The following is a 13,063-nucleotide window of genomic DNA, read 5'->3' on the forward strand; positions in this document are numbered from 1 at the left end:
TCTTCGGATCCACACTCCGAGCGTAACCGCCGTGCTCAGCGGCCCAGCGGCCAGGATGCGTGCACCTCGTACCGGGGCCGCTCGCCCGGCGCCCCGCCGCCCGGCAGGTTGCTGCGAACGAGGGCGACCTCGCCGACCTCCCACGGGGTGCCCTCGAAGCCCGCCAGGGCCTCGACGAACGGGCGCAGATCGGCGTCGGTGCCCCGGCTCCGGGCCAGGGTCAGATGCGCGCTGTAGCGGCGGTGCTCGTCCATCGGGACGCCGGAACGGCGCGCGGCGGCGTCCGCGCGTTCGGCGAGGAGCCGCAGGGTGTCGATCCCACCTGCGGCGCCCGCCCACAGCGCCCGCCCGCCGAACCGCCCGGCGCCGTGGACGCGCAGCGTGAAGGGGTCGGTGCGGTGGGCGGCGCGGGCCAGGCGGGCATGGAGTTCGGGCAGCAGTTCCTCGCTCACGTTCCCGAGGAAGGCGAGCGTGAAGTGCCAGCCGTCGGTGCCGGTCCAGCGCAGGCGGCCGGCACCGGGGAGCGCGTGCAGCGGGGCGACGGCACGGCGCAGTTCCCGCAGGGCGGAGTCGGGCGGCAGAACGGCGACGAAGAGTCTGAGGCTGCTCATGGCCCGAGTGTCGCACCGTACCGGCGCGTCCTGGTCTTCGTGCATGCCGTCGACCCGGCCGGTACGACCGTCGGCCCGGCTCCCGGAACGGACGGCTTCCCGGCGACCGGCGCACCCCTCACGCACAGCGGCCCCGGCCGGTGTCCACCGGACGGGGCCGTACCACGTACCAAGGCCGTGCCCACGCGCGTCGCGGGCGGCCGGGGCTCAGACCGCCGCGGCCAGTTCCTCGCGGGACTCGCGGGGGACGAACCGCAGGTGCGGGCGGCCGGGGCGCAGGTCGACCCGGATGCGCAGGCCCCCGACACGGGTCAGCATGAAGCCGACACCGAGCGCCGCCACCAGCGAGAGCGCGCCGCCGACGGCCATCCCCGTGCGGACCCCGTAGACGTCGCTGATCCAGCCGACGATCGGGGCGCCCACCGGCGTACCACCGGCGAAGACCATCATGTACAGGCTCATGACCCGGCCGCGCATCTCCGGGTCGGCGGCCATCTGCACGCTCGTGTTCGCGCTGATGTTGGTCGTCAGGCCGATCATGCCGATCGGCACCAGCAGGAGCGCGAAGAGCCAGACGGACGGCGACAGGGAAGCGACGATCTCCAGCAGACCGAACGCGGTGCCCGCGGCCACCAGCATCCGCAGCCGGGAGGAGCCGCGACGGGCGGCGAGCAGGGCGCCGACGAGGGAACCGGCCGCCATGAGGATGTTGAAGAACGAGTACATCCCGGCGCCGCCGTGGAAGATCTCGTCCGCGAAGGCGGTGAGCCAGATCGGGAAGTTGAACCCGAACGTGCCGACGAAGCCGATCAGGACGATCGGCCAGATCAGCTCGGGGCGGCCCGAGACATAGCGCAGGCCCTCGCGCAGCTGCCCCTTGGCGCGGGGCACGACGGTGGGCTTGTGCAGCTCGTGCGGGCGCATCATCAGCAGGCCGACGAGCGGGGCGGCGAAGGACAGGCCGTTGAGCAGGAAGGCCCAGCCGCTGCCGACGGTGGTGATCAGGGCACCGGCGACGGCGGGGCCGATGAGCCGGGCGGACTGGAAGTTCGCCGAGTTCAGGCTGACCGCGTTGCGCAACTGGTCGGGGCCGACCATCTCGGAGACGAACGACTGACGGGCCGGGTTGTCGACGACCGTCACCATGCCGAGCAGGAACGCGATGAGGTAGACGTGCCACACCTGGACGACCCCGGAGAGCGTGAGCGCCGCGAGGGCGATCCCGCACAGGCCGAGCGCCGCCTGGCTGGCGAGGAGAAGCTTGCGCTTCGGCACGCGGTCGGCGATGACGCCGCCGTACAGGCCGAAGAGGAGCATCGGGAGGAACTGGAGGGCCGTGGTGATGCCGACGGCGGCGGCGGATCCGGTGAGGCTCAGGACGAGCCAGTCCTGCGTGATGCGGGACATCCAGGTACCGGTGTTGGAGATCACGGCACCCGTGGCGAACAGGCGGTAGTTGCGGATCCTCAGCGACGAGAAGGTCCCGCCGCGCTTGCTCTCGTGGGTGGAAGTCGGTGCGGGGGCGGAGTCTGCTCCGGGTCCCGTACTCAAAGGGGTTCGCCTCCTCGGGCGTATGCGATTCGCTGACTGACGGGATGCGGCGGGGCCCGGCCGTGAGTCCGGCACGGCCGACGGCCCGCTACAGGTGGGCGAGCTTCTCCAGCACGGGCGCCGCCTTGCGCAGCGTCTCCCACTCGTCCTCGTCCAGGCCCTCGGCAAGAGTGGTCAGCCAGGCGTTCCGCTTGGCGCGGCTCTCCTCGAGCATGGCCTCCGCCTGCTCGGTCTGGCTGACCATCTTCTGGCGACGGTCATCGGGGTGCGGTTCCAGTCTGACCAGTCCCTTGGCCTCCAGCAGCGCGACGATGCGGGTCATCGACGGGGGCTGTACATGCTCCTTGCGGGCCAGCTCACCGGGGGTGGCCGAACCACAGCGGGCCAACGTGCCGAGCACCGACATCTCGGTGGGGCTCAGCGACTCGTCGACGCGCTGGTGCTTGAGGCGCCGGCCGAGCAGCATCACGGCGGAGCGAAGGGAGCTCACGGCGGCCGCACTGTCGCCGTCGTGGATCAGGTCAGGCATGTTTATTAGCGTAACTCATTACCTACCCTAAAGACCATTCGTGTGACGCGCATGCGTCCGAATCACCGAATCGCTCACCCGAACGAGTGAGTCGGATCCGGAAAGTGACGCGAAACGACCCGCTGGGCCGTAACCCTGCTTGCCATGGGATCGACTGTGCTCAGCCTGCGGATAGACGGTGAGCTGCTCGACCGGATCCGGCAGCACGCCGCCAGAAGCGGAATGAGCGTCCAGGACTATGTCGTCCGGACGCTCATTCGTGATGACTTCGACCAGCGCTTCAAGGCGGCCGTCGACGAGACGGAGAAGTTCTACGGGTCGGAGGCGGCAGGGACGGCGGGGATCCCGGGCGTCGGGGCGGAGAGAACCACGCGAGGCCCCGGGGGCGTGTGAGGCCTCCCGGGGCCGGTACCCGCGCGAAACCGGCCCGGGGCCGAGGCCCCGGGCCGGTGACTCACGTCTGGATGAGGCCGAGAGCCGGCATCGCGTAGTAGAAGACGAACACCGCCGAGACCGCGTACATGGCCACCGGCACCTCGCGCCAGCGCCCGGCCGCGACCCGCATCGCGGTGAAGGCGATGAAGCCGATGCCGATGCCGTTGGTGATCGAGTAGGTGAACGGCATCATCACCATGGCCAGGAAGGCCGGGATGGAGAGCGTGTAGTCGCTCCAGTCGATGTCCCGCACCGCACCCGACATGATCAGGAAACCGACCGCCAGCAGCGCGGGGGTGGCCGCCTGCGAGGGGACCATGGTCGCCAGTGGGGCCAGGAACAGCGAGCCCGTGAACATCAGACCCGTCACGACGCTCGCGAGACCCGTACGGGCACCCTCACCGACCCCCGCCGTGGACTCCACGAAACAGGTCGTGGCGGAGGAGGAGGACGCGCCGCCCGCGGCGACCGCGATGCCGTCGATGAACAGCACCTTGTTGATTCCGGGGAAGTTGCCGTTCTCGTCGGTCAGCTTCGCCTCGTCGCCGACGCCGAGGATGGTGCCCATCGCGTCGAAGAAGCAGGACAGCAGCACGGTGAAGACGAACAGGCTGCCGGTGAGGATGCCGACCCGGTGGAAGCCGCCGAACAGGTCGACCTTTCCGAGCAGCCCGAAGTCCGGGACGCTCAGGGGGTTGCCCGGCCACTTCGGAGCGGTCAGCCCCCACGCCCCGGGGTGCAGGCCCGCGACCGAGTTGATGATCAGCGCGGCGACCGTCATCACGACGATGGAGATCAGGATGGCGCCCGGCACCTTGCGGACGATCAGCCCCAGGGTGAGCAGCACGCCGACGATGAAGACCAGGACCGGCCAGCCGAGAAGGTGTCCGTCGCCGCCGAGCTGGAGCGGGACGGTGCTCTTCTCCTCGATGCGCGAGACGAAGCCCGAGTCGACCAGGCCGATCAGCAGGATGAAGAGACCGATACCGATCGCGATGCCCTTGCGGAGCGCTCCGGGCACGGCCTGCATCACGCGTTCCCGCAGCCCGGTCGCGACCAGCAGCATGACCACGATGCCCGCGAGCACGACCATGCCCATCGCCTCGGGCCAGGTCATGTTGGGAGCGAGCTGAAGGGCGACGACGGTGTTGACGCCGAGACCGGCGGCCAGCGCGATCGGCACATTGCCGATGACCCCCATGAGGAGCGTGGAGAACGCCGCCGTCAGCGCGGTCGCGGTGACCAGCTGCCCATGATCGAGGAACTCGTGGTTGATGTCCTGCGCGCCGCCGAGAATGATCGGATTCAGCACGATGATGTACGCCATGGCGAAGAACGTGGCGAATCCGCCGCGAATCTCGCGCGCGACCGACGACCCCCGCTCGGAGATCTTGAAGAAACGATCCAGGCGGCCGGACGGCTGAGGAGCCGGTGGCTGCGCGGCGTCGACCGGAGCGGTGGCCGAGGGGGACATGGATGACCTCAGTCGTACGTAGGGAGGAGTAAAAGTGGTCAGCTTTGGACTTTCACACGAATAATTCGAGTCAGCCATAAGCAGATTCAGTATGAATACATGAGGCGAAGATCGCTATCTCCGCGCGTAGACCCTTGGTGCGACCGGGTCCTACCGCCTTGGAGGCGCCCTTGCGCGCGCCGTTCCCGCAGGGCCGGTACGGGCCCGGGGCGGCCGACCGCGCTCCCCATACACTGAGGTCATGGCGAAGTGGACACCGAAGCACGAGGCACCCGAGCCCCTGGAGGGGCCCGTCGTCGCCACCATCACCGGCGGCACGATCCTCTGGTTCGTCCTCTTCCTGGTCCAGCTCCCCTTCTACGGCTGGTTCGACGACCACGGGCACCTGTGGTGGCTGTGGACCTGCCTGGCCGGTGCGGGGCTCGGCCTGATCGGCATCTGGTACGTGCGGGGGCGCGACGCGGCGATCAAGCGGGCAGCGGCACGGGCGGCTTCGGACGGGGCGGCCGGAGCCGACGGGGACGCGAGCGGAACGGCGCCGGGCTCCAAGGGCACGAGCAGCACGACGGTGTGATCCGGCGGCCGGAACCCCGGCCGCGCCCCGGGCCGGCGCCGGGCCCTGTGAGCAGGCCCCGCCCGCACCAGGGCCCTGATCAGCGCCGGCGCCCCACCCCGATGAGCGGGCCCGCGCCCGGCCCGGCCGCACCGGGAACCCCCACCCGTATCAGGGGATTCCCTACCACCACGGAACCATCCCCCCTCCTCCCCCGGTCTGATCTTCAGCCCCCCAAGTGGGAGAATCGGGCCTCTCACCCGTACCGTCGGAACATGACGCAGCGGGTACCCCATTCCTCCGGCGAGCAGCTCCCCGAGGCTCCCGGCTCCGACGGCCGCCCCGGCTCGGCCATGACCGACGCCGGGGCGGAGCTCGACCCGGTCCACCCCGTGGAACCGCCGGTCCCGGCCGTGAACATCCGCGGGCTGACGGCGGCCGAGGTGGCCGAGCGAATCGCCCGCGGCGAGGTCAACGACGTACCCGTGCGCTCGTCCCGGTCCGTCCGGGAGATCGTCCGCGCCAACGTCTTCACCCGGTTCAACCTGATCATCGGCGTGCTCTGGCTGATCATGCTGTTCGTGGCGCCGATCCAGGACAGCCTCTTCGGCTTCGTGATCATCGCCAACACCGGCATCGGCATCATCCAGGAGTGGCGGGCCAAGAAGACCCTGGACAGCCTCGCGGTCATCGGCGAGGCCAAGCCCACCGTCCGACGCGACGGGGTCTCGGCCGAGATCTCCACCTCCGAGATCGTCCTCGGCGATCTCGTGGAGCTGAGCCCCGGCGACAAGGTCGTGGTGGACGGCACGGTCGTCGAGGCCGACGGGCTGGAGATCGACGAGTCGCTGCTGACCGGCGAGGCGGACCCGGTGCTCAAGCGCCGCGGCGACACCGTGATGTCCGGAAGCTTCGTCGTCGCGGGCGGCGGCTCGTTCTCCGCGACCAAGGTCGGACGCGAGGCGTACGCCGCGCAGCTCGCGGAGGAGGCGTCCCGCTTCACCCTCGTCCAGTCCGAGCTGCGCACCGGCATCTCCACCATCCTCAAGTACGTCACCTGGATGATGGTGCCGACCGCGATCGGGCTCGTCGTCAGCCAGCTGGTCGCGCAGGACAACAACCTCAAGGACTCGATCGCCCGGACCGTCGGCGGCATCGTCCCGATGATCCCGGAAGGACTGGTGCTGCTCACCTCGGTCGCCTTCGCGATCGGCGTCGTGCGGCTCGGCCGCAAGCAGTGCCTGGTCCAAGAACTCCCCGCCATCGAGGGCCTGGCCCGCGTCGACGTCGTCTGCCTGGACAAGACCGGCACCCTCACCGAGGGCGGCATGGACGTCACCGAGGTGCGGACGCTGGGCGACGCGCAGGACGCGTACATCCACCGCGTGCTGGGGGCCCTCGGCGCCTCCGACCCGCGGCCCAACGCCAGCCTCCAGGCCATCGTCGACGCCTATCCGGACGGCGAGGAGTGGCGGTGCACGCAGACGCTGCCGTTCTCCTCGGCCCGCAAGTACAGCGGCGCCGCGTTCGACGAGGGCGGCGGCCGGGCCTCCACCTGGCTGCTCGGCGCCCCCGACGTGCTGCTGCCCGAGCGGGACCCGGCGCTGGACGAGATCGAGCAGCTCAACCAGCAGGGACTGCGCGTACTGCTGCTCGCCCGGGCACGGGGCGAGCTCCAGGGCCCGGAAGCCGCCGTCGGCGCCGTACCGAGCGCGCTGGTCGTGCTGGAGCAGCGGCTGCGCCCGGACGCCGAGGAGACGCTGGCCTACTTCGCCGACCAGAACGTCGCCGCGAAGGTCATCTCCGGCGACAACGCCGTCTCCGTGGGCGCGGTCGCCGGGAAGCTGGGCCTGCCGGGCGCCGAGAACACCCTGGACGCGCGCCGGATGCCCACCGGCCCCGACGACATGGCCACGGCCATGGAGCAGAACGCGGTCTTCGGCCGGGTCACCCCGCAGCAGAAACGGGACATGGTCGCGGCCCTCCAGTCCCGCGGCCACACCGTCGCGATGACCGGTGACGGCGTCAACGACGTGCTGGCCCTGAAGGACGCCGACATCGGCGTGTCCATGGGATCGGGCTCCGAGGCGACCCGGGCCGTCGCCCAGATCGTGCTGCTGAACAACAGCTTCGCGACGCTGCCGTCCGTGGTCGCCGAGGGCCGCCGGGTGATCGGCAACATCACCCGGGTCGCCACCCTGTTCCTGACCAAGACCGTCTACTCGGTGCTGCTGGCGATCCTGGTGGTCTGCTCCCAGGTCGACTACCCGTTCCTGCCGCGCCACCTGACCCTGCTGTCGACGCTCACCATCGGCGTACCGGCGTTCTTCCTGGCCCTGGCGCCCAACAAGGAACGCGCCCATCCGCACTTCGTGCGCCGGGTCATGCGGTACGCGATCCCGTCGGGCGCCATCGCGGCGATCGCCACCTTCACGACGTACCTGATCGCCCGGAACCACTACACCGGCGCGGGCTCGCTGGAGGCGGAGACGAGCGCGGCGACGCTCACGCTGTTCCTGGTCTCGATGTGGGTCCTGGCGATCATCGCCCGCCCGTACACCTGGTGGCGGGTCTGCCTGGTGGCGGCGATGGGGCTGGCGTTCCTGATCGTGCTGGTGGTGCCGTGGCTCCAGGAGTTCTTCGCGCTGAAGCTGGTGGGAACGGTGATGCCGTGGACGGCGGTGGGCATCGCGGTGCTGGCCGCGACCGCCCTGGAGTTCGTCTGGCGGCTGGTCGGCCGCCGCTTCCCGGCGTAGCGCCGCGTTCCCGCAGGAACGCGTACGGGCCGTGCCCGGAGACGGAATCCGTCTCCGGGCACGGCCCGTGGCGTTGAAGCGGAACAAACCCGGAACCGACTCCGGGCGGGGCTACTAGCGCACGTCGACGAAGTCGCCCGCGGTCGTGAAGGCCGGGGTGGTGGACGTGCCGGCGAAGCTGTAGCGCCAGTAGCCGTCGACCGACGCCTTGACCGTGGTCTTCAGGTTGCCGGTGCTGTTCGTCTTGATGGTCTTGATCGTGGTGTAGGTCTTGCTGTTCTTCTTGCGGAACTGGAGCTTCACCGGCTGGCCGGTGTAGCCCTGGTACTTGAAGGTCTCCCAGTTGGCCCGCGAGAGCTTGCCGGTGACCGTGATGGTCTTGCCCTTCTTGACCGGCTCGGGCGCGGCGTCGACCGTCAGCTTCGAGGCCCGCTGCACGCGCACCTTGCTGTAGGCCTGCTTGTCGGTGGCGCTGGTCTCGTCACCGGCGAGCGCGGCCACGGCGACCTTCCAGGTACCGGCCAGGGAGTTCTTGTACAGCTCCCAGCCCGGCTCGAAGGTGAAGGTCAGCTTGCACGTCGAGGTCGTGGTGTTGACCTTGGTGCACTTGGCCGCGTCCTCGTTCGGCACGACCGCGCCGTCGACGGAGTCCTCGGAGTACAGGTCCTTGCCGTGCCACAGGGCGACGAAGGCGTCGGAGATGCCGGAGGGGTGCGAGGCGGTGACCGAGACGGAGACCGTCTTGGAGGCGGTGGTGCCCAGGACGATGTCCTTGCCGCCGTTGACGACGACCTTGGAGATGACGGGATCCGACGTGGCCGCCGCCGTGCGGGCGGTCTTCGACGCGCCCTGCGGGGCGATGCCGAAGATCTCGGCCGCCGACGTCGGGATGTTCGGCAGGTTCGCGGTGTCATCCGCGTGGGCGGCCGGGACGGCCAGAGCGGACAGGGCCAGGGCGCCGGAGACGGCGGCCACGGTGGCACGAATACGCATGTGTTTCCCCAGTGGAGAAAGGGCCCCGCGGGCACGTGGTGCGGCCCGGGCAGGGCTCGTTCGTCATGAGCCTGATGACTCGAAAGAGCAGACCTGTGAAAGATGTGAAGGGTTGTACGACGAACGGGAAATTCTCTGCAAAGCAGGTTTGCACGCCGGATTCCGTCGTCCACACGGCCCGACAACGACGGAATACGTCCGGGCGGGGAATCGGCCCGTATGCACGCTTCGTCCGTGCGCGTGATCCGGGCCGTACCCGGAATCATCCGGTACGGCGTGGTCCGCCGGTACGCGCGGTCCGCCCGTACGCGTGATCCGGCCGCCGCGCCCGCCGCGCGGCGGCCCGGGTCAGTCGAACCAGCGGTCGCGGGCCAGTTCCTCGGTCCGGGACGGGTCCTCCAGCAGTGCCGCGACCTCGAAGCGGCGCGGCCACTGACCCGCCGCCCAGGCCAGCCCGGCCGCGACGCCCTCCAGCGTGGCGGCGTGCACGATGCCGTCGGGGGTGCGGCGCCAGTCCAGTTCGACGCCGCCCGCACGCAGCTCGGCGTGCTCCACGTACGTGTCCGGCGTACCGGCGCCGAGCAGGACCCGTACCGCCTCCGGTACGCGGTGCTCCTCGCCGTCCGTGGTCACCTCGGCCTCGACGCTGTCGCCGAGCCGCCGCACCTGGAGCAGTTCGGCCAGTTCGGCCGCGCGCGCCGGGGCGACCGGGAGCAGCGGCAGCCGGGCGGCCAGCGGCAGCAGGTCGGGGGCGTCGGCGATCACCGCGTCCGCCGCGTCGACGACCCGGACCTCGCCGTCGACGACGGCCCGCAACTCGTCGGGCAGCGTGACCTGTTCGGGGTCGAGGTCGGCCAGCGCCGTGTACAGCGCGTGCAGTTGCACGGGGTCGACCTCGCGATTCTCGTCCGCGAGCCGGCCGAGGAGTTCGGCGGCGCCGCCCGGCTCGTCGAGGAGCGCGGCCACGGACGTCCGCACCCCGAGGGCACGCAGCACCTGCGCGTCGTCGAAGCCGGTCGCGTCGGCGGAGTCGTACAGCCCGGCCAGCCGGGGGTCGCCGGAGGCCGCGCGCAGACCGGCCGGGCGGCGGCCGTCGAGCACCGGGTGATCGCGCAGCCACCAGGCGGTGTACGGGCGGACGGACCGCGTGGTGCCGTCGGGCAGGAGCACCCGCACCGGCTGGGTCAGCGCGTCCCGCAGCGGCGGCCGGGCGAGCATCGCGAGCGCCTGCGGCCAGGCGTCGTCGTCGACGAGGTCCAGGTCGCGGACGGCGACGAGCTCGGTGGCGACCGGCGGCACCGGTGTGTCGGGCATCTGGTCGAGGACGTCCTCGCACCACACGTCCACGGCGTCGAGCAGCCCGGGGTCGTCGGGTTCGGCGAAGTCGCCGTCGCGGGGCTCCAGTTCGTCCGGGTCGAGGACGACGTCGGTGGCCCGCACGAGGGTGAAGCCGGCGAGCACCCCGCAGGCGGTGAGTGGCTGTTCTCCCCAGCGCTCGGCCAGTTCCTCGTCGCAGAGGGCGAGTTCGCCCTCCCTCATGATCGCGGCGAACGGGCTGCCGGGCAGCACGAGTTCACCGGCGGGCGCGAGTTCGCCGTCCTCGTCGGGCAGGGCGAGCGCGCCGAGCCAGGGTTCGTCGCCGGGGGCCAGATCGGCGTCGCGCACGAGGGCCAGGACGGTCTCGGCGAGTTCGTCCGCGCCGGGCGCGTCCTCGTCCCAGATCTCGCCCGCGTCCAGCGATCCGGCGACGGCGGCCCGCACCTGCGGGGTCGTCAGTACGGCGCGCGGGGTGGCGGGCAGGGCCCCGAGCTTCTCCAGCAGCGGGTGGGCGGCGTCCGGATGGGCGACCTTCAGCCCGAGCCGGGCGAGCCGGTCCAGGACCGGGCCGGCGAGCGCGTCGGGGAGCGGGAGGAGGACCTGGCGGGGTCCGATGGTGGTCCGGGGCACGGCCGGGGCCCCGGCGTCCTGCTCCGTCGGCGCGCCGGCCGCCTCCCGCGTTCCCGCCAGCGGGACGGGCAGACCGGAGAGGCGATCGGGGTCGATGCCGGAGAGGCTGTCGTAGAGCCGCCGCCACCAGCCGGGATCGCGTTCCAGGCCGGCGAGCCGGTCGATCGCCTCGGTCAGCGGGACGCGGGCGATGCCGAGGGTGCGCAGTTCGCTGCGGCGTTCCAGTCCGGCGGGCAGCAGGCACGGCAGGACCTCGGCGAGTACGCGCACGGTCTCGGCACCGACCCCTTCCAGGACCTCGGCCTCGATGGGGCGCAGCGCGGTGCCGGCCGTCTCCCGGATGCCGTCGCGCTCGGTGTCCCAGGCGTCGTCCCACCGGTCCGCCGGCTCCGTCCGGTCCGCCTCGACGGCGGTGTCGCGCGGGGCGGCGGGCTCCAGGAAGGCGACGCGCGGCAGCCGCCCGAGGATGGCGCCGCGCAGGGCGCCGTCCAGTTCACCCTTGCCGAGCGGTCCGGGCACGAGGTCGATGGTGTCGACGGACACCGGCCGCCAGCCGGCGAGCAGTTCGGCGTACGCGTCGGCGGCGCGCTCCACCAGGAAGTCGGTGAGCGGGCCGGGCGCGGGGTGGCGGCGGGTGCTGTCGAGCGGCAGCGACGCGATGAGCAGCGCGGGGACGCCGAGGGGTTCGTCGGTGGGGGTCGGCGCGTGGACGACGGGGGCGGTGCGGGGGCGTACCGGGGCGCCCTCCGCGTCGACCGGGACGGCCCAGGTGACCGACCAGTGCGGGCGCAGCCGTTCCTCGCGGGGCCGGTCGGCGAGCAGGGCCGGTTCGACCGGGCCGTGGTGGGTGACGGTGCGCCAGCGGTGCGTGCCGTGCGCGGAGTCCTCGATGTGGGTGTACGGGCCCTGCCGGGTGCGGCGCAGCGTCCGTACGGCGTCCGGGGTCTCGATCACGATCTCGTCGAGGCCGCGCAGGGTGAGCAGCAGCGCGTCGTCCACGGCGGCGAGCAGCCTGGCGACGAGGTCCTCGGCGCCGCCGTCGCGCAGCGGGAGGACGACGACGGTGTCGTAGCCGTCGGGCGGGGTGCCCTCGGCGGGCAGCGGGAGCCGCAGCAGGGGTACGTGGCCGTCGCGGCGGCGCAGTTCGTCGCCGAGGCCGGGGCTGGCGGTGGCGGCGCGGGCGGCCAGGTCGCGGGCCTCGGCGAGGGACCAGCGGACGCCGCCGTGCCGGCCGATCACGGCCGGCTCGTCGCTCACCGCGAGCACGGCGGCGAACCCGACGCCGAACCGGCCGACGGCACCCTCGTGGCCCTCGCGCTTGGCGGAGGCGCGCAGCGTGGAGAGGGATTCCACGCCGGTGGCGTCGAGCGGGGCGCCGGTGTTCGCGGCGGCGAGCACGGCGGGGGCGTCCGGGGTCGCGGCGTGCAGGGTGAGGCGGAGCCGTCCGGGGACGTCCGCGCGGGCGGCGGCGTCGGCGGCGTTCTGGGCCAGTTCGACGACGAGCCGGTCGCGGTAGCCGCCGAGCGCGAGTTCTTCCTCGGCGTTGGCATCCTCGCGGAACCGGGCGGGGCCGGCGCCCCACGCGTCGAGCACGCCGCGTCGCAGCCGCGCGGTACCGAACGGGTCGGCTCCCTCGGTCCCATTCATGCTCACGCTCCGACTCCGCTCTGTTCTTTCCGGTCTTCCGGTCTCCACCGGTTGTTCCGGCCGTTCCGGTTGTTCGGGTCGTTCCGGTTGTTCGGGTTGTTCGGGTTGGGCGTCACGGTGCCACCAGGCCTCCGGCGCCACCGACGCGTCCCGTGCCGCCAGTGTGCGCCCGAAGGTACCGGCTCCTCGCGCCGGGCGGGGCATCGCGACAGGGCATCGCGAACGGCGCCCGCGCGAAGGGGCCGCACCACGGCCCGCCACGACCGGGAACGGGCACGACGCGGGCGGACACGACCGGCAACGGACCCGACGGGCCCGGAAACGAGCGGAACGGACACCACGAGCACGAACGCGACCGGATACGGGCACGACGGCACGAACGCGACCGGACGGGACACGGACGGACCCGGGCACGGACCCGCCCGGAATCGGCACGGCGGGCACGCCCGTCCGACGAGGGACCGGGGGGCGCCCGCGCGAGGTCTCCCGCAGGAACAGCCGCGCGAACTCCCTCGCGGGTGCGACCGGGGCAGACAGGACAGGGGCTCGGCCGTCAAGGACCCAGGC

General features: G+C 71.9%; 9 protein-coding genes. 3 read left to right on the forward strand and 6 right to left on the reverse strand.

What is annotated here, in order from left to right; translation table 11 throughout:
* Positions 1-35 precede the first annotated feature (35 nt).
* The 3 genes from thpR to AMK22_RS16245 form a co-directional block, all read right to left on the reverse strand.
* The gene (gene thpR / locus AMK22_RS16235; RefSeq protein ID WP_073785626.1) at positions 36-611 is read right to left on the reverse strand and encodes an RNA 2',3'-cyclic phosphodiesterase; all 576 of its coding nucleotides are present in this window, start codon (positions 609-611) and stop codon (positions 36-38) included.
* Between the two features lie 207 nt (positions 612-818).
* On the reverse strand, positions 819-2,162 hold the full coding sequence (locus AMK22_RS16240; RefSeq protein WP_073785627.1) for an MFS transporter: 1,344 nt from the start codon (positions 2,160-2,162) through the stop codon (positions 819-821).
* A gap of 88 nt (positions 2,163-2,250) precedes the next feature.
* Positions 2,251-2,691, reverse strand: coding sequence for a MarR family winged helix-turn-helix transcriptional regulator (locus AMK22_RS16245; protein ID WP_073785628.1), 441 nt, complete (start codon positions 2,689-2,691; stop codon positions 2,251-2,253).
* Between the two features lie 144 nt (positions 2,692-2,835).
* On the opposite strand from AMK22_RS16245, the gene AMK22_RS16250 reads away from it, so the two are divergent.
* On the forward strand, positions 2,836-3,084 hold the full coding sequence (locus AMK22_RS16250) for a ribbon-helix-helix protein, CopG family (protein WP_073785629.1): 249 nt from the start codon (positions 2,836-2,838) through the stop codon (positions 3,082-3,084).
* A gap of 61 nt (positions 3,085-3,145) precedes the next feature.
* On the opposite strand, the gene AMK22_RS16255 is transcribed toward AMK22_RS16250, so the two are convergent.
* Entirely contained in the window at positions 3,146-4,600 is a 1,455-nt protein-coding gene (locus tag AMK22_RS16255; RefSeq protein ID WP_073785630.1) for an NCS2 family permease, read from the reverse strand.
* A gap of 241 nt (positions 4,601-4,841) precedes the next feature.
* On the opposite strand from AMK22_RS16255, the gene AMK22_RS16260 reads away from it, so the two are divergent.
* Both AMK22_RS16260 and AMK22_RS16265 read left to right on the forward strand, forming a co-directional pair.
* Complete coding sequence (locus AMK22_RS16260) at positions 4,842-5,174, forward strand: DUF2530 domain-containing protein (RefSeq protein WP_073785631.1); 333 nt, start codon at positions 4,842-4,844, stop codon at positions 5,172-5,174.
* Positions 5,175-5,428: 254 nt separating this feature from the next.
* Positions 5,429-7,909: an HAD-IC family P-type ATPase gene (locus tag AMK22_RS16265; protein WP_073785632.1), complete on the forward strand. Its 2,481-nt coding sequence runs from the start codon at positions 5,429-5,431 to the stop codon at positions 7,907-7,909.
* Between the two features lie 114 nt (positions 7,910-8,023).
* On the opposite strand, the gene AMK22_RS16270 is transcribed toward AMK22_RS16265, so the two are convergent.
* Both AMK22_RS16270 and AMK22_RS16275 read right to left on the reverse strand, forming a co-directional pair.
* Positions 8,024-8,902, reverse strand: a complete 879-nt coding sequence (locus AMK22_RS16270; protein ID WP_073785633.1) for a DUF5707 domain-containing protein — start codon at positions 8,900-8,902, stop codon at positions 8,024-8,026.
* A gap of 348 nt (positions 8,903-9,250) precedes the next feature.
* Complete coding sequence (locus AMK22_RS16275) at positions 9,251-12,496, reverse strand: sacsin N-terminal ATP-binding-like domain-containing protein (RefSeq protein WP_073785634.1); 3,246 nt, start codon at positions 12,494-12,496, stop codon at positions 9,251-9,253.
* Between the last annotated feature and the right edge of the window lie 567 nt (positions 12,497-13,063).

This window comes from Streptomyces sp. CB01580, from assembly GCF_001905795.1.
In the GTDB taxonomy this organism is placed as follows: domain Bacteria; phylum Actinomycetota; class Actinomycetes; order Streptomycetales; family Streptomycetaceae; genus Streptomyces.

Bases quoted from the DNA above. Each gene is read 5' to 3' on its own strand.
- thpR (WP_073785626.1), bottom strand. From the start codon at position 611: ATGAGCAGCCTCAGACTCTTCGTCGCCGTTCTGCCGCCCGACTCCGCC.
- AMK22_RS16245 (WP_073785628.1), bottom strand. From the start codon at position 2,691: ATGCCTGACCTGATCCACGACGGCGACAGTGCGGCCGCCGTGAGCTCC.
- AMK22_RS16250 (WP_073785629.1), top strand. From the start codon at position 2,836: ATGGGATCGACTGTGCTCAGCCTGCGGATAGACGGTGAGCTGCTCGAC.
- AMK22_RS16255 (WP_073785630.1), bottom strand. From the start codon at position 4,600: ATGTCCCCCTCGGCCACCGCTCCGGTCGACGCCGCGCAGCCACCGGCT.
- AMK22_RS16260 (WP_073785631.1), top strand. From the start codon at position 4,842: ATGGCGAAGTGGACACCGAAGCACGAGGCACCCGAGCCCCTGGAGGGG.
- AMK22_RS16265 (WP_073785632.1), top strand. From the start codon at position 5,429: ATGACGCAGCGGGTACCCCATTCCTCCGGCGAGCAGCTCCCCGAGGCT.
- AMK22_RS16270 (WP_073785633.1), bottom strand. From the start codon at position 8,902: ATGCGTATTCGTGCCACCGTGGCCGCCGTCTCCGGCGCCCTGGCCCTG.
- AMK22_RS16275 (WP_073785634.1), bottom strand. From the start codon at position 12,496: ATGAATGGGACCGAGGGAGCCGACCCGTTCGGTACCGCGCGGCTGCGA.